Below are 18,027 nucleotides of genomic sequence, written 5' to 3' on the forward strand. Positions count from 1 at the left end.
ATGCATATCGAGCCGCAACGAAAGCGAGCCAAATCCCCCCGAGGTCGCGCCGTCCAGGAGGTCGGGACGGTGCACGCCATCGAGGGAGAGCTCATCCGGGTCGAGGTCGCCGACGACATTCTCCTCGCGCGGCGCGCCGCGAGCTGCTTGCTCGCGCCAGCGGCGGGCGACGCCGTGCTCGTCGTGCTTCTGGAGAGCGGCGCGGCATACGTGCTCGCGGTGCTCGAACGGGACGCCGAGGCGAGTTCGCGGATCGTCTTGGAAGGGGATGCCTCGATCGAGGCGCCTTCTGGCAAGGTCCGCGTGCTCTCGCGCGAGGGCGTGGAGATCGTGACCGAGCAGGAGATCAGCCTGATCGCCGGGCGGGCCACGATCCAAGCGGCCGACACCGCGGTGTCCGCCGAGCGCCTCGGCGTCTTCAGCTCCGCGGTGCATGCCGAGGTCGGCGTGGTGAAGGTCGTGGCCGAGGCGCTCGATTCGATCGCGGATCGGATCTTCCAGAAGGCGAAGCGCGTCTATCGGGTCGTGACCGAGCAGGACAATCTCCGCGCCGAGAGCATCGACCACGCGGCCAAGCGCACCCTGAGCATGCGCGCCGAGCACGCGATCGTGATGGCGAAGGAGCTCGTGAAGGTCGACGGCGAGCAGATCCACCTGGGGTGATGCCATGTTCGCGAATACGCAGATGATGGGAATGGATCTCGGGTTTCCGGACGTGTGCCTCACGCCCATGCCCGCGCCCGCGCCGGTCCCTTATCCGAACATCGCCGTCGGGGTGATGGCCGTATCGGCCTGTTACAAGGTCCTCTTCACGTGCACGCCCTCGCACAACATGACCACGTGTATTCCCATGACGAACGGCGACAACGCCGGCGTGGCGATGGGCGTGGCGTCGGGGACGGTGATGGGGCCGGCGCGGCACTTGACGGCCGCATTTCGTGTGCTCGTCGGCGGTATGCCGGCGACGCGCATGACGAGCATGGCCCTGCAGAATTCGACGAATTGCCCCGGCATGCGGATCGTGCCGAGCCAGCCGAAGGTGCTGCTCCTCGCGCCGTGAGGCGCGGGATCAGGGCTTCTTGACGCGCGGGGTGCCGTCGCGCGCGAAATCACCCTCGATCAGGGTGCCCGTGCCTTCGGCCTTGTACGAGCCGCCTTCGAGGACCTGCCGCCCTTCCGTCGTCACCGAGAACGTGCCCGCCCAGCCCTGGCCGTCGTGGTTCGCCGCGCTGAGCCGGAACCAGGCCTCGCCCTTCGGGCCCGATGCTTTCGCGAGCACCGTCACGTTGTCCTGACCCTGCATCGCGCGGATGAAGTCGCGACGGAGGGTCTTCGTCACGGCCATCGAGACCGAGACCGGGCTCCCGAGCGCCGCCGCCACGGCCGGCTCCTTCTCCAGGAGCTCGACCGTCCGGGTGATCGGCGGCGCCGAGACCGTCCAGAGGTGCTTGCCCACGCACGAGGACAGGACGAGCGCGAAGAAAAGGACCACGCCCAGGGTGACCATGACTTTGCCGGCAGACGACTTCGCAGGCTGGCGGACAGGCTGCATGCCGTTCATGAAAGGCGCGTAACCGAGTCGTGTCAAGCGCCCTCGACGTGCGCCCCTGGACCGGACATTCTCTGTCCCATCCAGAGGGTCAATTTCGTTGCCATTCCAGGGTGGATCCCGTAATGATCGAATCCACCGAGCGTTGACGTCCGCAGCGCTCGGCCACAATCGAATGCAGCACCCGCGGGGCTGGGAGACCTTGCCCCGATAGCGCCTCTCCGGGGGCGCACGCCTCTTCGGAGGCCATTTCGCCAGGCAATGCCTGAACACGGACGAAACTTGAAAGGCGGCCCTCATGAGCGCCCTCGCTCTTGCATGGCCAGCCGCCCCGGGCGGCGGGCCGAGCGCTTTTCTTTGCGACGAATTCCTGGCCCCGCGCGAAAGGTCGCCGCGCGGGCCGATCGAGCCCGCGTGCGTGGAGATCACGGCGCGCCTCGATCGCGCCCTCGAAGCGAGAGAGAGCCGCCTCCCGGATCTCGCCCTCTGCTTCGAGGAGTCCGCCCGGCTCGCGTCGCTGCTGGGCCGCCTGATCGACGCGCGGCGCCTCTACCGCGCGTCGATCGCGCTGCTCGCTTCATCGTTTGATCAAAATGGCGATCTCACGGCGCTCGCCCTCGCGCTCCGCGCCGCGCTTGGACTCGGTCGAATCGAAGGTTCACTCGGCCACGACGACGAGGCGCTTTTCTTATTCGAAAAGCTCGCGGCCTTGCCGCTCGGCGGCTCGCTCGAAGCGGGCCCGCTCGTGGTGACGGCCGCAAGGTGGGCCGAGGTGCGGGCGTTTGCGCCTCTGCTCGGGCCGAAGCTCGCGGCCGAGGCGATCGCCGCGGCGCTGGAGACCTTGATCACCGGCGCGCGGTACGACGTGGCCCTCGCCGTCGCCCGTGTTCGCGAGGCGAACGATTCCCCTGCGCTCGACGCCTTCCGCCGCGAGGCGACGGCGACCGCGCTCGGTCGGATGGGCCTCTTCGGCGAGGCGCTCGTGTTTCTCGCGTCGGCCATCGCGCGTGAGCCTCTGCCCACGCGGCCGATCTTCGAGCAAAAGCGGGCCGAGGTGCTCGCGGCTTCGGGGCAGCTCGACGCGGCGCGGGCGCGCTCCTCGTTCGTCGTGGAAGCCCTCGAAGACCGCTTCCGGGCTTCTCCTGCGTCGCTCGACGATCTCGCGCTCGCGGCGCGCGCCTTGCGCCTGCTCGCGATGCTCGGCCAGGTCCCCGCCGCGTTTGCCGTGCGCGCGTTCGAGCTCGCGGGCCTCGTCGGCGATGTGCCGCTCGAAGCCGAGCTCGCGCTGCGGGTCGTCGCGAGCGACGCGCCCCGCGCCACGCGGGAGCGCGCGGCGAACGTGGCCGTGTCCCTCGTCGGGCACCACGCGCCTTCGTTTGCCGCGCTCCGCGATCGATTGTGCTCGATCGCGGCGTGAGCCGGCTCGCCGCGCAGGGCGCGACGCCCTTGACAGACGCCGCGTTCGCGCGATGTTCTGCTCCGACGCTCGGGCGTTGACCCAGCGCGTCGAGACCAGCATGGCCCAGGGAAAGCTCACGCACCTCAAGATGCTCGAGGCCGAGAGCATCCACATCCTTCGCGAGGTCGTCGCGTGCTTCGAGCGACCCGTGATGCTCTACTCGATCGGGAAGGACAGCACGGTCCTCCTGCACCTCGCGCGGAAGGCGTTCCACCCCGCGAAGCTCCCGTTCCCGCTGCTCCACGTGGACACGACGTGGAAGTTCCGGGACATGTATGCCTATCGCGACGGCTACGTGAAGGGCGAGCTCGGCGTGGATCTGCTCGTCTACACGAACGAGGAGGGGCGGCGCGCGGGCGTGGGTCCGATCACGCACGGGAGCAAGGTGCACACCGACGTGATGAAGACGCAGGCGCTCAAGCTCGCGCTCGACCAATACGGCTTCGACGCGGCGTTCGGGGGCGCGCGGCGCGACGAGGAGAAATCACGGGCGAAGGAGCGCGTGTTTTCGTTCCGCGACAAGAACCACCGCTGGGACCCGAAGAACCAGCGCCCGGAGCTCTGGAACCTCTACAATACGGAGGTCCACAAGGGCGAGAGCATCCGGGTGTTTCCGCTGTCGAACTGGACCGAGCTCGACGTCTGGCAATACATCCACCAGGAAAAACTGCCGATCGTGCCGCTGTATTTGGCGGCGCCGCGGCCGGTGGTGGAGCGCGACGGCGTGCTGCTCATGGTGGACGACGAGCGGCTGCCGCTGCGGCCGGGCGAGGTGCCGATGATCAAAAACGTCCGGTTCCGGACGCTCGGCTGTTATCCGCTCTCGGGCGCGATCGAGAGTGAGGCGACGACGCTGCCCGAGATCATCCAGGAGATGCTCCTCGCGAGGCAGAGCGAGCGCCAGGGCCGGCTGATCGATTTCGATCAGTCGGGGAGCATGGAAGAAAAGAAGCGCGAAGGGTACTTCTGAGATGAGCCACGAAGAAGACCTCGCCCAGACCGATATCGAGGCCTACCTCGCGCGGAACGAGCGGAAGGAGCTCTTGCGCTTCCTCACGTGCGGGAACGTCGACGACGGCAAGAGCACGCTGATCGGCAGGCTGCTGCACGACACGAAGGGCATTTACGAGGACCAGCTCGCGGCCGTCGCGAAGGACAGCAAGGTCTTCGGCACGCAGGGCGGCGCGATCGACCTCGCGTTGCTCGTGGACGGGCTGAAGAGCGAGCGCGAGCAGGGGATCACGATCGACGTCGCATATCGGTATTTTTCGACGCCGCGGCGCAAGTACATCATCGCGGATACGCCGGGCCACGAGCAATACACGCGCAACATGGCCACGGGCGCGAGCACGGCCGAGCTCGCGGTGATCCTGATCGACGCGCGCAAGGGCGTGACGACGCAGACGAAGCGGCACGCGTTCCTCACGAGCCTGCTCGGGATTCGCAAGGTCGTGGTGGCCGTGAACAAGATGGACCTCGTCGGGTATTCGCGGGAGGTCTTCGAGGAGATCCGGCGCGCCTACCTCGATTTCGCGGCGCTCTTGCCGGACCGGCACCACTGGTTCCTCCCGATGAGCGCGCTCGCGGGCGACAACGTGGTCGAGAAGAGCGCGGCCATGCCGTGGTTCGAGGGCGAGCCGCTGCTCGAATTGCTGGACACGGTGCCGCTCGACGAGGCGTCGAACACGGTGGACCTGCGGTTCCCCGTGCAATACGTGAACCGGCCGAGCCAGGCGTTCCGGGGGTTTGCCGGGACGATCGCTTCGGGATCGGTGCGGGTCGGCGACGAGGTGGTGTCGCTGCCGTCCGGGCGCACGAGCAAGGTCGCGCGGATCGTGACGTGGGAGGGGGATCTCGCGGAGGCCGCGGCGCCGATGTCGGTGACGTTGACGCTCGAAGGCGAGATCGACGCGAGCCGCGGGGATGTCTTGTGCCACGCGGACAACCGGCCCGAGATTTCGACGCGCGTGCTTGCGATGCTCGTGTGGATGGACGAGCGGCCGATGGTGCCGGGGCGCGAATACTGGATCAAGCACGGGCCTTTGCGCACGCCGGGCAGCGTGACGCGGATCGTGCACCGCGTGGACGTGAACACGCTGGAGAAGAGCGACGCGCCGGCGCTCGCGCTGAACGAGATTGGGCGCGTGGAGCTACGCACGAGCCGGCCGCTTTTGTTCGACGCGTACACGAAGAACCGGGCGACGGGCGCGTTCATCGTGATCGATCGCGTGACGAATGGAACCGTCGGCGCGGGGATGATCGTCGAGAGCGGGGAAGGGCGCTGGGACGATCCGGCGCAAGGCAGGCTCACGCGGGCGGAGAGCGCGGTCACGGGCGAGGAGCGGGAAAAACGGTATGGGCAGCGGCCCACGACGATCCTGATCACGGGGCTCGCGGGGTCCGGAAAAACCAGCGTGGCGCGGGAGGTCGAGCGCAGGCTTTTTGATCTCGGCCGCGCGGTGGTGGCGATCGACGGGCAATCGATGCGGCACGGGATGAACCGGGACCTCGGCTTCTCCGCGTCGGACCGCTCGGAGAACCTGCGCCGCTCGATGGAGGTCGCGAAGCTCCTGAATGACGCGGGTCTGCTTTGCGTGGCGTCGTTGGTCGCGCCGGAGGACGCGGTTCGGCAGCGCGCGCGAGAGCTCGTGGGCCCGGAGCGGTTTTTCCTGGTGCACCTCGCTGCGCCGCTCGAATGGTGCCGCGAGGTCGATCGGAGCGGGATTTATCGGGATGCCGCGGCGGGCAACGTGTCGAACGTGCCGGGGCTCGATTTCCGGTACGAGCCGCCCGAGGACGCGGATCTCGTCCTGCCGAGCCATGAATTGAGCGTGGCCGAATGCGCCGAGCGAATCGTGCGGGAGCTCGGACGGCGAGGGCGCATCGTGTAGGTGCGTAGCACCACGTCGTCGGCGTTGACAGGCGTCGGGAGTGTGTTCCGATGGCGTCATGCGTCGTGCCCCCGTCTACATCCTTTCCGCCTCTCTCTTTGCGCTGGCCGCCGGGCATGCCCCCGCTGCGACGGCGACGAGTGGGTATTTCGTGTCGGCGCTCGGGTCCTCGAAGGTCACGCGGCACCGCACGCTGCTCGTGTCTTCCGCGCAGAAGACGACGGTCGTCGATCAGGTCGAGTTCGCGCCCGTCCCGGAGTCGTTCGCGTGGGTCTTGCCGGTGCCGGCGTCTGCCACGATCGATCTCTCCTCCGACGCACTTTTCAACAATCTCGACGTGGTCACGGAGACGGTGATTGCGCCGCCGCCGCTCGTTTGTCCACCCTCGGACTGCGGGACGGGGGGCATGGGCGGCGCAGGGGGCGGGGGCGGTGGAATGCCCGCGGAGGCCGTTTCCGCGCGGGAGACGGTCGGGCCCTACAACACCGCCTTCCTGCAACCCGGCGACCCGCAAGCCCTCAAAGATTGGCTTGCGACCAACGGGTTCGCCGTGGATGCCGGGACGTCGACGCTCATCGATTCCCTCGCGATCGTGCAGGGATATGGCTTCTTCGCGCTGAAGGTCGTCCCGCCCGTGGGCGTGACGGTGACGCGCCCGATTCGCGTCACGCTGCAAGGCTCGGTTCCCACGTTGCCGATGCGCTTCTCGCGGGCCGGTGCGCCGATGGCCCTGCCGACGCGGCTCTACGTCGTCGCCAGCGCACGCGCCGATACCCAGAACATGCCCTCGGTGACCGTTTCTCTGGACAATCTCCTTTGGAACTGGGACACGGGGACGAGCAACTACATGTCGCTGCGACAGGATGCTTTCAACGTCGTCGGTGGGAAGGGGTGGGTCGTCGAGTATGCCGCGCCTTTCCCGGTGAACACGTTCAAGAGCGACATGCTCGCCTTGGCCACCTCGCAACCCGCGGCGAGCGGCTGGGGGCAGGACGTGGCCGAGGCTTCGAGCGGCTGCATGGCTGACCTGGATGCGATTTTCGGGGGGCTCGACCCAAACGCGACCTGGGTGACGCGATTCGAAGGAAACCTTGCGCCCGACGGCCTGATGACGGACCTCACCGTGGGAGCATCGGCGAATCAAACTGCCGTGCCGAGCACGATCGTGGTGAAGGACGGCGCGACCGAGGGGACCCCGCCGGCATGCCCTGAGCCCTGTGGGACCGGCGGTATGGGCGGTATGGGCGGCCTGGGCGGTATGGGCGGTATGGGCGGCCTGGGCGGTATGGGCGGTATGGGTGGCCTGGGCGGCATGGGGAGCAGCAGCGGCGGCACGGGAGGAATGCCGAGCGGAAACGGGGGGAGCGGCGGCATGGGGGGCAGCGGGGCAAACCCCGGGGTGTGTATTCCGGGCGAGCAGGTCGAATGCGCGTGTCCGGGTGGATCTCCAGGGGCGCAGGCCTGCAATCAGAACGGGACCGGATACGAGGCTTGCCAATGCAGTGCGCTCGAGGAAAACGGCGGATGCGGCTGCGAGGCGGCCGGGGCCGGCACGGGCTCGGCCGGCATGGCCCTCGGGTTTTTGGCGGTGGTCGGAGGCCTGTTCAGGCGCAGGCGGGCGGGCCGGTCGTAGACACGCGCTCCGGCCGCTCGCCAGCGGACTTCGTTCGCCTTATACACACGCCCCATGTCGACCGCCGTCCTCGTCTCCTGCCACGGCACCGTCTCCCGCACCGCCGACATCCCCGCGTTCCTGAACAACATCCGCCGGGGCCGCCCGACGCCGCCCGAGCTCCTCGCAGAGGTCACGCACCGGTTCGAGGTGATCGGCGGCTCGCCGCTCATGGCCATCACCGAGGCGCAGGCGCGCGCGCTCGAAGCGCGGATCGGCATTCCGGTGGTCGTCTCGGGCCGGCTCTGGCATCCGTATCCGAGCGAGGTCCTGCCCGGGCTCGTCGCGAAGGGCGTGCGGACGATCGTGTCGCTCCCGCTCGCGCCGCAATCGGTCGACGTGTATCACGGGCCCGTTCGCGAGGCCGCCGCGAGCCACCCGGAGCTTTCCATCCGCGCGGTGCCGGCCTGGGGCATGGAGCCCGCGCTGATCGACGCGTTCGTCGAGACGATCGACGAGGCGCTCGCTGCCGTGCCCGAGGCAGAGCGGACGGCGGTGCCGATCGTCCTCTCGGCGCACAGCCTGCCGCGCCGGGTGATCGCCATGGGGGACAAGTACGAAGCACAGTTCCGCGAAATGGCCGGCGCCGTGGCGGCGCGGCTCGAAGCGCGGGGTTTTTCCGCGCGTATCGCGTTCCAGAGCCAGGGCGCGAGCGCCGAGCCGTGGCTCGGGCCGGACCTCGCCGAGACGTTCGCCGCTCTCGCGGCCCAAGGCGCGACCTCGGTGCTCGTCGCGCCGATCGGGTTTCTCGCCGAGCACGTGGAGACGCTCTACGACCTCGACATCGAGGCGCCGAAGATCGCCGCGAAGGCGGGGCTCGGGCGGTTCTACCGGGCCAAGGCGGTGTGCGACCGGCCGCGTTTCGTCGACGCGATCGAGGCCGTCGTGCGGCGGGAGCTCGACCGGTAGGGTTTGGCGGCGACAGCCCTCCGGAAAACGTACATGGCGAACGGTCGGGAACTTTGCGTGCTTCCGTGCTGCAAGGGCTTGTCCTGGATGCGGCTCCGCTGGTAGTTCTCGATCTGTCACGATCGGAGGCCCGCACAGATGGAACGCGAACGAACGTCCCTCTTCGCGCGTCGCGCCCTCGCGCTTCTCGGAGGCGCCGCCCTTGTCGGCATGACCTTGCTCGGACCCGAAGCCGCCGCCGGAGGTTCGGCGCCGCCCGACATCCGTATGGTCGAGGTGAAAGGCAGCGACACGCCGAAGGTCGTGGCGAAGGCCGTGATCGATCAGCCGCCCGAGAAGGTGTGGCAGGTGGTCTCGGAGTGCGCGAGTTACAAGAAGCGCATGCCGCGCATTGAGGCGTCGAAGCTCGTCAAGCAGGACGGGAACAAGCACACCTGCGAGGTGACGATCGCGATGCCCTTCCCGCTCTCGAACCTGACGGCCGTGACCGAGGCCGTGCACGAGGTGAGCGACAAGGGGATGTCGCGGCGCTGGAAGCTCCTGCGCGGCGACTACAAGTTCAACGAGGGGAGCTGGGAGGTGAAGCCCCACGACGGCGGCAAGAAGAGCCTCCTCGTGTACACGGTGCACGCCGAGCCGAACACCGCCCTTCCTGGCTGGATCCGCGAAGCCGCACAGAAGAAGGCGATCCCGGAGCTGTTCGAGCGCGTCGGGGACGAAGCGGCGAAGCTGAAGTAATCGGCGGGGTACGGTAGGCCCCGGGGGGTTTGGGGGGCAGAGCGCAGCGTTAGCTGCGCGAGCCCCCCAACGTAGATGACGCGAGGAGCGCGCATCGACCGAGGAGCCCGCGCTTCGGATCGCGCAGCGCATCACGCTCCGGTACGTCCTCCGCGGGGGCGAGCGCGAGGAAGCGGCGTTCTTCCAGGCGCAAGAGTGCCGTGTCGAGCGCACTGCGGGAGACCTCCGGCATGTGCGCTCGCAGCGCCGAAAGCGGAATGCCGCCCGCGGCGCGGTCCTCCGACTCCAGCGTGCCGAGGGCGTCGAGGATCCTCGCTTCGGCGTAGGCCTCGGGGCCGAGCTGGCGCAACGAGACCACGCGCTCGATGTGCGATGCGAGCACCTCGAGGTCCGTGTCCTCCATCGTCCATACGAGGTCCGCGAGCGCGCGCGCCGTGCTCCGCGCGTGCGAGGCCGCCGGGTTCGGCGGCGTACGCTTCATCGCGAGGCGCGCGACGAATTGCTGCACACGTCCCCAGATGGAAGGCGAGGAGGCAGGCGGCTCCTCGGAGGCCGGGATCGGGGTTTCGTCCCAGGAGGTCGCGGGTTCGTCCGCGCACATCGAGGTTTCCCAGCCGAGGTCGGCAAATGGGCCCGGAGCCCGGGGCTCGCCGAGGTGGGTAAAGCGTGCCGAGGGTAACGTCTTCCGATCAGACCGTATTGACAATTCGGCGAGGGCAGCGAGCGCCGCGTCGTCATCGTCGGAGTCGGCGAACGCCGCGGGGAGGACCGGCTCGGCGGGTTCGTCGTCGTCCCAGGCCTCCGCGTCGCCTCCGTATCGACCTTCTTCGTGCCCGAGCAGCGCCGTCTCCCGTTCGTCCGGGCTCATGGCGCGGGTCGCGGGGCCGTCGCTCGACGCGACTTCGTCGGCGAAGAGCCCTTCCATCGCGCGCTTCGTGGGTGCGTCGTGGCGGGTGTCGGGCGGCTCGTCGTGGGGGAAGGGGTCGAAGGTCATGGCGTCGTACAGCGCGTTGGACGGGGCAAACCTCAGGAAGGTTTCACTGTCCCAAAGGCCGAGGCAACGAGACTCTGTTCGGCGTATGCACTTTTTGGTTTGGCCAGGTGCACAGCGGCGAGTGGATCGTGACCAGGGCGGTAGGACGGAACCGCCCTCCTGGGGGCTTGCTCCTAAGGGAGGCCGGGCCGGCGTGCGCCGATCAGACCTCCCCTGCTTTCCTAGATGCATGTGTCGAGAAGGCCATTCGTCCGAACGAAAGCGACGAGGCCGTTCTTTTTTCGACGCGCGTGGGTTTCGTGCTCCAAACCACCGCGCGGGTCCGAGGGGCGGACGGGTGGGGAGAGTTACTCGGAGCAGATGTACTGGAGCGGGCAGGACTCGGCGATGGCACAGGTGTCGCCGCACTCCTCGAAGCAGCTCATGCACTGCTGGTAGGCCGCGTCGTTCATGCAGGCGGCCTTGGCGGTGCGTTCGAGGTCGCACTTGGTCTGCGCCTCCTCCTGCGAGTAGCCGCCGCAGGCAGCGAGGACGAGGCCAAGGAAGGACGTGAGGACGATGGTTTGGAGGGCGCGTCGCATGATGATCTCCTCGTTGGGTGCGTTCGCCCCCCTCATACCACGACCGCGTGAATCCACGGGCAGGCGTTCCGGCGGGTGGGCACCCGAGTTTCCACTTTGCTAGCCCGCGTACGCTGCAAGTCGGTATCTTCCCTCGCGCGGACGAGGTCTCACGGTACGCGGAAGGTGCGCCGAGGCATGGTCAAGCCGGAGGTTCGTGAGGATTGGTGGCCGCTCCGGGCGGGGCGTCCGCACGGGTTTCGCTTCGAGGCGCCGGACCTCTTCGTCAGCCGTGTTCAGGGCGACGTCTCCGGCGTCGATGTGGCGCGTATGTTCGAGCTCGTCGAGGAGCTCGCGACGCGCACGGGGAGGCAGCTCTTCTGGATGGCGGACATTTCGCGGCTCGGGAAGCTGCGTGAGGAGGTCGGCAAGCTCTCCCTCGAGCGGAACCTCAAGCCGCTCCTGCGCGGGGTCGTCGTTTACGGGGGCAGCTTTCACCAGCGGCTCCTCGCGACCATGGTGACGAAGGCCCTGCACGTCCTGAAGCCGGAGCGGGGGACGGACAAGGTCGTCTTCTGCGCCACGGAGGCCGAAGCGAGGGCGATCGTCGAGGCGCAGCGGCGTTCTCAGAACGGCGCGTCGTAGGGGCGTTCTTGCGGCGGCCGCATTCCTGCTTTGCTGGCCGGCCGTTGCGCAAGTCGGTATGTTTCCCGAGGGGGGGAGGGGTTCCAGGTATGGGGGGAGGGTACGTCGAGGTATGGAGGCGCGGTGAAGGAAGAGTCGTCGGAGGATTGGACGCCGCTTGGGGCGCATCGGTATCGATTCGAGGCGCCGGACCTCTTCGTCATTCGTGTCGTGGGCGACGTCAGCCTCTCCGATACGCAGGCCATGTTCGAACGGATCGAAACGCTCTCCGGCAAAGCGGGGCGGCCGATCTTCTGGCTCTCGGATATCTCGGGTCTCGGGCAGGTGACCCCGGACGCCCGCAAGTTCCCCCTGGCGCTCGACGCCACACGGTGGCTCCGGGCCACGGTCGTGTTCGGGGGCAACTTTCACCAGCGGCTCGTGGCGAACCTCGTGATGAAGGCGATCCCGCTTCTGCGTCCGAGCCGGCAAATGAGGCCGCTTTCTTTTTTCCCCACCGAGGCCGAGGCGCGGGCATACGTCGAGGCGGAGCGGCGAGGCGGGGGTAGCTCGTCATGAGAGGCAAGGGGCCATGAGGTTTTTCGTTTTGCAGAGCGGCGCCGGGTCGAGCCACGAGACGGCCTTCGTGCCGCTCGAACCCTCGTTCAAAGAGGGGCTCACGTGCCCGGCCTGCGGGCGTGCGCTCACGGAAAAGGAATGGATCCCGCCGCTCCGCGCCGAGCTTTTGGCGCGCGGCGAGGCGCTCGGGGACGTGGCGTTCGCGTCGGGCCTCGATTTGCTGATCTCCGAGCGTTTCCTCGAAGCATGGCGCGCGGAGAAGCTCTCGGGGCTGCACGGGCTGAAGGAGGTCGAGATCCGGAAGGTGCACCCGGAGTCGGCCGCGCCGCATGCGCGGTATCACCTCGCGATGGCTGGATACGGAATGACGCAGATCGACCCGAAGCGGAGCCGCGTCGTGCGCGAGGGCGAACCCGATTGCCTGCAATGCATGGGAGGCGCCGAGGTCATGCTGGTCGAGGGAATGACGATCGACGAGCCGACGTGGAGCGGCGAGGACGTCTTCGTGCCCTGGGGATTCGGCGGTTGCCTCGTGGCGACCGAGCGGGTGCTCGCCCTGCAGGACAAGTACGGCCTGACGAACGTGACGCTCGTGCCAACGGAGGCCTTCGCCTGGAAGCGGCCTTGAGGGGGATCAGGGCGTCTTTTCTTTGCGCAGGAGCGTGACGATGGCCTCGGCGACGCCGGCCGCGGACGCCGGGTTCTGTCCCGTGACCAAGCGGCCATCCACCACCACCTGCTTCTGCCATTTCGGCGCGCCGACGAAGCGCCCGCCCCGCGCGACGAGGCGATCTTCGAGCAGGAAGGGCACCACGTTTTCGAGCTTCACCGCGCGCTCCTCCTCGTTCGTGAAGCCATTCACTTGCTTGCCGGCGACGAGGTACGCGCCATCCGAGAGGCGCACGTTCACGAGCGCCGCGGGGCCGTGGCAAACCGCACCCACCACGCCGCCCGCCTCGTAGATTCGCGCCGTGGCCTTCACGAAGCTCGGATCGTCCGGGAGATCCCACATGGCGCCGTGCCCGCCGGCGAAAAAGATGGCGGCGTAACGCGAGGGATCCACCGCGCTCGACGGCAAACTCTCGTGCAAGCGTCGCGTCGCCTCGGGATCGTCGAGGAAGGCGGCGTTCACCGCGTCGGCGCGGTCGATGCCGTCGAGCGGGACACGCCCGCCGCGCACCGAGGCGAACTCGACGACGAGGCCCGCCCGGGTGAACACCGCGTACGGATGCGCGATTTCGGGCAGGTAGGCGCCGGTGCTCTCGCCGGTGTCGCCCTTCTTGTCGTGGCTGGTCATCGCGAGCAAAACAGGCTTCATCACGGGGTCCTCCTTGGGTTCCGGTTTGTCGGGAACGACGTCCTTCGCGGTCGCGGAGGACGTGGCCGGTCCGCCGCACGCCGCGAGCAGGGCCGCGGCGAGCAGCCACACGGGCCGGGTGCGACCAGCGACCGGCTGCTCCGTTTCGGGGTTCGACATGCCCCTCTTGATAATCGCCCCCGTGGGCGTTCGGTAGACGACCCCGCGTCGAAGCATTTGTACTATCGTGTTGAACGATGACGGCGCCGAGCCTCGCGGGCACGCTCCCCAACCTCGAAGCCTTTTGCCGCACGTACGAGACCGGCAGCTTCACCAAGGCCGCGCGTGCCCTCTCCGTCACCCCGCAGGCCACGAGCCGGAGCGTCGCCCGGCTGGAGCGCGCCCTCGGCGTCACGTTGTTCCGCAGGACCACCCGCAGCCTCGCGCCGACCGACGCGGCGCGCCGTTATTATGACCTCTGCGTGCAGGCCCTCTCGCTCCTCTCCACGGGCGAACGCGAGCTCGCCAGCGGAAAAAAGGCCGTGGAGGGGCGCGTGCGCATCAGCGTGCCCACCACGTACGGCCATCACCGCCTGCTGCCCTCCCTCGGCACATTTCGCGAGCGGTATCCCGGCATCGGCGTCGAGGTGAACGTCTCCAACCAGAACGTGGACTTCGTGCGTGACGGCTTCGATCTCGCCATCCGGATGGGCACGATCGACGACAAGACCCTCGTCGCGCGCAAGCTCGGCGATTTTGCGCTGGGCGTGTATGCGAGCCCCTCGTATCTCGCCCGCCATGGCGCGCCGCGCACGCCCGGCGAGCTCGACGAGCATACCTGCGTGGCGTTCGTCATGCCGCGCTCGGGCCGCGTGCTCCCGTGGACCTTCGTGCCCGCGCCGGAGAGGTTCGAGCCGGAGGCGCCTTATCGATGTTCGGACGACGTGCTCGGCATCATCACGCTCGCGCGCGCCGGGGTGGGGCTGGTGCAGGTGTACGACTTTCTGGTGGAGGAGGACGTGGCGCGCGGCGCGCTCGTCGAGGTGCTGGGTTCGTTTCGCGGCAAGAGCCGCCCGTTTTCGCTGCTCTACCCGAAGAGCGTGGAGCCCTCGCGCCCCGCGCGCGCGCTCATCGATTACATCGTGGCGACGGCGCGCGAGGGGCGCGGGAGCCCGGGGGCGCTCGTGTCGACGGAGCCGTCCGCGCGGAAGCGTCCGTGAGGGGGATCAGGCGACGTGGCGGCCGAGGGCGAGTTTTTCGAGCCGCTCGATGGCCGCGAGCACGGAGGGGGTTTCCGTGAGCAATGCCGCCATGGGGTCGAAGATGCGCGCGACGCGGCGGGGGACCGTGCGGATGTCGAAGGCGCGCGGATCGAGGGTGTCGTCGACCTCGTCCCAGGTGAGCGGCGTGGAGACGCGCGCGCCGGGGACCGCGCGTACGGCGTAAGGGGCGACGATGGTGCGCGACGCGCCGGTTTGTCCGGTATCGACATAGACGCGCGGGCCGCGGCGCTGCTTCGAGCGCTCCATGGTGGCGATGTCGGGGTGTCTCCGGACGAGCATATGCCCGAGCAGATCGGCGAGCGCGCGTGCCGTCTCGTAAGAGATCGCGGGGCCGAGCGGGACGAGGACGTGCAGGCCCGATTGGCCGGAGGTCTTGGGAAAACCCGTGAGGCCGATCTGTTTCAGCAGATCCATGAGCGAGCGCGCGAGGGTGATGACGTGGGTGAAGGTCCCGCCGCTGACGTCGAGGTCGATGTTGAAGAAATCGGCCTCTTCGAGGTGCGGGACGCGGGAGGCGATCACGTGCATGGGGATCGCGCCGAGGCTCGCGACGTAGAGGAGCGTGGCCTCGTCGCGGATGTGGAAGACTTCGAGGAGGTCCTCGCGCCCCGGCAGGCGGACGCGGAGCGTGGGCACCCAGGCGGGCAAGCCCGCAGGGACGTTCCATTGATAAAAAAACTTGCCGATGATGCCGTCGGGATACCGCACGAGCATCACCGGCCGGTCGCGGAGGTGCGGCAGGAGGACGGGCGCGACGGCAGCGTAATAATCGGCGATGTCCTGCTTGGTGATGCCGTCCGCGGGGAAGAGGACCTTGTTGGGATTGGTGACAAGGACCCGGGCCGGTTCGTCCGCGGCGCCGCCCGTCGGGGTGGATTCCGCCGCGAGGCGCTCGATCTCGGCCTCCTCCCGATCGGCGTGCGGCGAGGCCACGCACTCCTCGGGCGCGACGTCGTCCCGGATCCCGCGAAACACCGGGAAACGGAGATTGCCGTCGTCGGTATACCCGGAAAAACGCACGGACACGACGAGCTCGGGGCGGACGTGGACGCGGCCGCGCGGCGCGGCGTTGTAAGGGCCACGCGTGGTGGGTTTGTCCGTGCGCAAGGGGGTGAGGCGCGCGAGCAGGGCTTCGATGGAATTCGCGTCGAGGCCGCTGCCGACCTTGCCGCGGTAGCGCAGCTCGCCGGCCTCGTAGGCCGCGACGTCGAGCGCGCCGAGCCGGGCGCGGCCGCCTTCGCCGAGGGTGTAGCCGACGACCACGAAATCGTCGTCGCGCTCGCACTTGAGCTTGATCCAGTCGTACGAGCGCGAGGGGCCGGGGCGATACGGGGCGTCCCGGCGCTTGGCGACGAGGCCTTCCATTCGGCGCTCGCGGCAGAAATCGAAGAGCAGGGTGGGGTCGCCCTCGATCCTGTCGAGGGTGCGGATCTCGCCGGGCGCGCGGACGAGGCTTTGCAAGAGCTCCTTGCGCGCGTGGAGCGGGAGGCGGCGCAGGTCGCGGTCGCCGATCGCGAGCAGGTCGAAGACCACGTAAAGGACGGGGATCCGGGTCTCGGCGCGGCGGATGTCGTCGCGATTCGCGAGGTGGATGCGCTGGGCGAGGCGCTGGAAGCTCGGCTGGCCGGCCTGGTCGAGGGCGATGAGCTCGCCGTCGAGGACGAGGCGGGCGGCGGGGAGTTTGTCGACGGCGCGCGCGACCTCGGGATAGACGCGCGAGACGTCGCGGAGGGTCCGCGATTGGAGGAGGACGTCCGCGCCGTTTTTCCGGGCAATGCAGCGGACGCCGTCCAGCTTGAGCTCGAAGATGTAGTTCGAGCCGAGCAAGCCCTTCGGCGCCGGGCAGGCCCGCATGGGGACCATGGTTGTCTCGATGGAACCGACGGGCGCGCCGAGGGCCGCGGCGCGCGCTTCGAGCTCCGAGGCGATGTCCGAGGCATGGCCGAGCTCGCCGATGTCGAGGCCGGAGAGGACGGAGCGGGGTTTTTCCTGGACGATGTCGCGGCCGGGCGCCGCGAAGGCGTCGTGTTTCTTGAAGAGGAGCCAGTCTTTCTCGGAGTCCTTCAGCCGGATCAGGAGGAAGCGGCCGTGGAGCTTGTGGCCCGAGAGCTCGAACTCGAGTTTGCCCTTGTGTAACTGTTCCTCGGCGGGTTCGTCCAGGTACCGAACGCTGCCGGCGTCCCACACGATCATGGGTCCGGCACCGTAATTGCCCTCGGGGATGACGTCCTCGAAATGGAGATATTCGAGGGGGTGCGGCTCGGTGCGGACGGCGAGGCGGCGCTCGCCCGGGTTCAGCGTGGGCCCCTTGGGCACGGAGAAGCTCTCGAGCGCGCCGCCTACCTCGAGGCGCAGGTCGTAATGGCGGCGGCGAGCGTCGTGTAGATGCACGACGTACGCGCCTTCCCGCGTCGCGCCGGGCGAGCTGGCCGGCCCTCCGAAAGGCTCGGGGGTTTGCCCGGGATCACGCTTTTTCCGGTATGCGTCGAGCTTCGCCGATCCGTCCACAGGGTCCTTCGGCATCGTCCACGACCTTTGCAAGGATCGATGCGTATGGCTGCGCGATCCACGGGTACGGGGACCATCTCGTTTGGCCTGGTTTCCATTCCGGTCAAGATGTACACGGCCACGTCTTCCCACGGCGTCGGTTTCCACATGCTTCACAAGAAATGCGGGACCCGGGTGAAGCAACAATTGTTTTGCCCGTACGACCGCGAGGTGGTCGAGCGATCGGACACGATGCGGGGGTTCGAGTACGCGCGGGAGCAATACGTCGAGGTGACGGACGAGGACCTCGACGCGGTGCGCGCCGAGCGGACGGACCGGATCGATATCGTGGAGTTCGTCCCGGCCGAGACCGTCGACCTGCTCTACGTCGACAAGACGAATTACCTGGGCCCGGACAAGGGCGGCGCGCGGGCGTACAAGCTGCTCGCGGGCGCGATGGAGCGGACGAAGAAGTTCGCGGTCGGCCGGTATGGCGTCCGCGGCAAGGATCAGCTCGTCCTTTTGCGGCCGTACAAGGGCGGGCTCCTCATGCACCAGGTGTATTACGCGGACGAGGTGCGGCCGTTCGAGGAGATCGCGTCGCCGGCCAAGGTGGATTTCCGGCCGCAAGAAGAGGATCTCGCGGACCGGCTCATCGGCGAGCTGTCGACCGATGCGTTCCACCCGGAGAACTACCACGACGAATACCAAGAGCGGTTGATGGGGCTCATCGAGAAGAAGGCGGCAGGGCAGGAGATCTCGCTGCCGCCGGCCGAGCCGCAGGCGCAGATCATCGATCTGTTCGAGGCGTTGAAGCAGAGTTTGTCTGCAAAACAAAAGGTCCCCGCGGCCGCGCCGAAGGAAGCGGAGCAGCCTGCGGCCGAGGAGGCACCTGCCGAGGAGGAGCGCGCGCGTCCGTCGGTGAAGAAGGCCGCGCCGAGGCGCGCGCCGCGCGAGCGCGTGAGGAAAGCAGGATAACGAAGAG

Annotated in this window: 18 protein-coding genes; 13 read left to right on the plus strand and 5 right to left on the minus strand. The window is 68.3% G+C overall.

The window, feature by feature from the left end; translation table 11 throughout:
• Both QHF89_RS01995 and QHF89_RS02000 read left to right on the plus strand, forming a co-directional pair.
• On the plus strand, window positions 1-663 hold the full coding sequence (locus tag QHF89_RS01995; RefSeq protein ID WP_136965372.1) for a DUF3540 domain-containing protein: 663 nt from the start codon (window positions 1-3) through the stop codon (window positions 661-663).
• A gap of 4 nt (window positions 664-667) precedes the next feature.
• Window positions 668-1,060, plus strand: a complete 393-nt coding sequence (locus QHF89_RS02000) for a DUF4150 domain-containing protein (RefSeq protein WP_136927428.1) — start codon at window positions 668-670, stop codon at window positions 1,058-1,060.
• Window positions 1,061-1,069: 9 nt separating this feature from the next.
• On the opposite strand, the gene QHF89_RS02005 is transcribed toward QHF89_RS02000, so the two are convergent.
• Entirely contained in the window at window positions 1,070-1,561 is a 492-nt protein-coding gene (locus tag QHF89_RS02005) for a cytochrome c oxidase assembly factor Coa1 family protein (RefSeq protein WP_136965373.1), read from the minus strand.
• Between the two features lie 286 nt (window positions 1,562-1,847).
• On the opposite strand from QHF89_RS02005, the gene QHF89_RS02010 reads away from it, so the two are divergent.
• The 6 genes from QHF89_RS02010 to QHF89_RS02035 all read left to right on the plus strand — a co-directional run bounded on the left by QHF89_RS02010 (window position 1,848) and on the right by QHF89_RS02035 (window position 9,218).
• Complete coding sequence (locus tag QHF89_RS02010) at window positions 1,848-2,966, plus strand: hypothetical protein (RefSeq protein ID WP_136965374.1); 1,119 nt, start codon at window positions 1,848-1,850, stop codon at window positions 2,964-2,966.
• A gap of 100 nt (window positions 2,967-3,066) precedes the next feature.
• Complete coding sequence (gene cysD, locus QHF89_RS02015) at window positions 3,067-3,978, plus strand: sulfate adenylyltransferase subunit CysD (RefSeq protein WP_136927534.1); 912 nt, start codon at window positions 3,067-3,069, stop codon at window positions 3,976-3,978.
• A 1-nt stretch (window position 3,979) separates the two neighbouring features.
• The gene (cysN, locus tag QHF89_RS02020; RefSeq protein ID WP_136965375.1) at window positions 3,980-5,899 is read left to right on the plus strand and encodes a sulfate adenylyltransferase subunit CysN; all 1,920 of its coding nucleotides are present in this window, start codon (window positions 3,980-3,982) and stop codon (window positions 5,897-5,899) included.
• A 58-nt stretch (window positions 5,900-5,957) separates the two neighbouring features.
• Entirely contained in the window at window positions 5,958-7,532 is a 1,575-nt protein-coding gene (locus QHF89_RS02025; protein ID WP_136965376.1) for a DUF2330 domain-containing protein, read from the plus strand.
• 54 nt (window positions 7,533-7,586) lie between these two features.
• Window positions 7,587-8,480, plus strand: coding sequence for a ferrochelatase (gene hemH / locus QHF89_RS02030; protein ID WP_136965377.1), 894 nt, complete (start codon window positions 7,587-7,589; stop codon window positions 8,478-8,480).
• Between the two features lie 138 nt (window positions 8,481-8,618).
• Window positions 8,619-9,218 (plus strand): SRPBCC family protein, encoded by a 600-nt coding sequence (locus QHF89_RS02035; protein ID WP_136927422.1) that lies wholly within the window; start codon window positions 8,619-8,621, stop codon window positions 9,216-9,218.
• 49 nt (window positions 9,219-9,267) lie between these two features.
• Here the strand turns inward: QHF89_RS02035 and QHF89_RS02040 are convergent, their stop codons facing one another.
• Entirely contained in the window at window positions 9,268-10,212 is a 945-nt protein-coding gene (locus QHF89_RS02040; protein ID WP_136965378.1) for a hypothetical protein, read from the minus strand.
• A gap of 347 nt (window positions 10,213-10,559) precedes the next feature.
• Window positions 10,560-10,793, minus strand: coding sequence for a hypothetical protein (locus QHF89_RS02045; RefSeq protein WP_136927420.1), 234 nt, complete (start codon window positions 10,791-10,793; stop codon window positions 10,560-10,562).
• Window positions 10,794-10,970: 177 nt separating this feature from the next.
• On the opposite strand from QHF89_RS02045, the gene QHF89_RS02050 reads away from it, so the two are divergent.
• The 3 genes from QHF89_RS02050 to QHF89_RS02060 all read left to right on the plus strand — a co-directional run bounded on the left by QHF89_RS02050 (window position 10,971) and on the right by QHF89_RS02060 (window position 12,603).
• On the plus strand, window positions 10,971-11,417 hold the full coding sequence (locus tag QHF89_RS02050; protein WP_136965379.1) for a hypothetical protein: 447 nt from the start codon (window positions 10,971-10,973) through the stop codon (window positions 11,415-11,417).
• Between the two features lie 123 nt (window positions 11,418-11,540).
• Complete coding sequence (locus QHF89_RS02055) at window positions 11,541-11,975, plus strand: STAS/SEC14 domain-containing protein (protein WP_136965380.1); 435 nt, start codon at window positions 11,541-11,543, stop codon at window positions 11,973-11,975.
• 13 nt (window positions 11,976-11,988) lie between these two features.
• On the plus strand, window positions 11,989-12,603 hold the full coding sequence (locus tag QHF89_RS02060; RefSeq protein WP_136965381.1) for a hypothetical protein: 615 nt from the start codon (window positions 11,989-11,991) through the stop codon (window positions 12,601-12,603).
• A gap of 6 nt (window positions 12,604-12,609) precedes the next feature.
• On the opposite strand, the gene QHF89_RS02065 is transcribed toward QHF89_RS02060, so the two are convergent.
• Window positions 12,610-13,293 (minus strand): DJ-1/PfpI family protein, encoded by a 684-nt coding sequence (locus tag QHF89_RS02065; protein ID WP_136965501.1) that lies wholly within the window; start codon window positions 13,291-13,293, stop codon window positions 12,610-12,612.
• A 236-nt stretch (window positions 13,294-13,529) separates the two neighbouring features.
• Between QHF89_RS02065 and QHF89_RS02070 the strand changes: the two genes are divergently transcribed.
• Complete coding sequence (locus tag QHF89_RS02070) at window positions 13,530-14,492, plus strand: LysR family transcriptional regulator (RefSeq protein ID WP_136965382.1); 963 nt, start codon at window positions 13,530-13,532, stop codon at window positions 14,490-14,492.
• Window positions 14,493-14,498: 6 nt separating this feature from the next.
• On the opposite strand, the gene ligD is transcribed toward QHF89_RS02070, so the two are convergent.
• A complete protein-coding gene (gene ligD, locus QHF89_RS02075; protein WP_136965383.1) occupies window positions 14,499-17,078 on the minus strand; it encodes a DNA ligase D in 2,580 nt (859 codons plus the stop codon).
• Between the two features lie 30 nt (window positions 17,079-17,108).
• Between ligD and ku the strand changes: the two genes are divergently transcribed.
• Window positions 17,109-18,020: a non-homologous end joining protein Ku gene (gene ku / locus QHF89_RS02080; RefSeq protein ID WP_284719923.1), complete on the plus strand. Its 912-nt coding sequence runs from the start codon at window positions 17,109-17,111 to the stop codon at window positions 18,018-18,020.
• Window positions 18,021-18,027: the final 7 nt, after the last annotated feature.

It is taken from the genome of Polyangium sorediatum, assembly GCF_029946465.1.
GTDB lineage: Bacteria > Myxococcota_A > Polyangia > Polyangiales > Polyangiaceae > Polyangium > Polyangium fumosum.

Excerpts from the sequence above, each read along its gene's own strand:
- cysN (WP_136965375.1), top strand. The coding sequence starts at position 3,980 with ATGAGCCACGAAGAAGACCTCGCCCAGACCGATATCGAGGCCTACCTC.
- QHF89_RS02070 (WP_136965382.1), top strand. The coding sequence starts at position 13,530 with ATGACGGCGCCGAGCCTCGCGGGCACGCTCCCCAACCTCGAAGCCTTT.
- QHF89_RS02000 (WP_136927428.1), top strand. The coding sequence starts at position 668 with ATGTTCGCGAATACGCAGATGATGGGAATGGATCTCGGGTTTCCGGAC.
- QHF89_RS02060 (WP_136965381.1), top strand. The coding sequence starts at position 11,989 with ATGAGGTTTTTCGTTTTGCAGAGCGGCGCCGGGTCGAGCCACGAGACG.
- cysD (WP_136927534.1), top strand. The coding sequence starts at position 3,067 with ATGGCCCAGGGAAAGCTCACGCACCTCAAGATGCTCGAGGCCGAGAGC.
- QHF89_RS02065 (WP_136965501.1), bottom strand. The coding sequence starts at position 13,293 with ATGAAGCCTGTTTTGCTCGCGATGACCAGCCACGACAAGAAGGGCGAC.
- ligD (WP_136965383.1), bottom strand. The coding sequence starts at position 17,078 with ATGCCGAAGGACCCTGTGGACGGATCGGCGAAGCTCGACGCATACCGG.
- QHF89_RS02010 (WP_136965374.1), top strand. The coding sequence starts at position 1,848 with ATGAGCGCCCTCGCTCTTGCATGGCCAGCCGCCCCGGGCGGCGGGCCG.
- hemH (WP_136965377.1), top strand. The coding sequence starts at position 7,587 with ATGTCGACCGCCGTCCTCGTCTCCTGCCACGGCACCGTCTCCCGCACC.
- QHF89_RS01995 (WP_136965372.1), top strand. The coding sequence starts at position 1 with ATGCATATCGAGCCGCAACGAAAGCGAGCCAAATCCCCCCGAGGTCGC.
- QHF89_RS02025 (WP_136965376.1), top strand. The coding sequence starts at position 5,958 with ATGCGTCGTGCCCCCGTCTACATCCTTTCCGCCTCTCTCTTTGCGCTG.
- QHF89_RS02040 (WP_136965378.1), bottom strand. The coding sequence starts at position 10,212 with ATGACCTTCGACCCCTTCCCCCACGACGAGCCGCCCGACACCCGCCAC.
- QHF89_RS02035 (WP_136927422.1), top strand. The coding sequence starts at position 8,619 with ATGGAACGCGAACGAACGTCCCTCTTCGCGCGTCGCGCCCTCGCGCTT.
- QHF89_RS02050 (WP_136965379.1), top strand. The coding sequence starts at position 10,971 with ATGGTCAAGCCGGAGGTTCGTGAGGATTGGTGGCCGCTCCGGGCGGGG.
- ku (WP_284719923.1), top strand. The coding sequence starts at position 17,109 with ATGGCTGCGCGATCCACGGGTACGGGGACCATCTCGTTTGGCCTGGTT.
- QHF89_RS02005 (WP_136965373.1), bottom strand. The coding sequence starts at position 1,561 with ATGAACGGCATGCAGCCTGTCCGCCAGCCTGCGAAGTCGTCTGCCGGC.
- QHF89_RS02045 (WP_136927420.1), bottom strand. The coding sequence starts at position 10,793 with ATGCGACGCGCCCTCCAAACCATCGTCCTCACGTCCTTCCTTGGCCTC.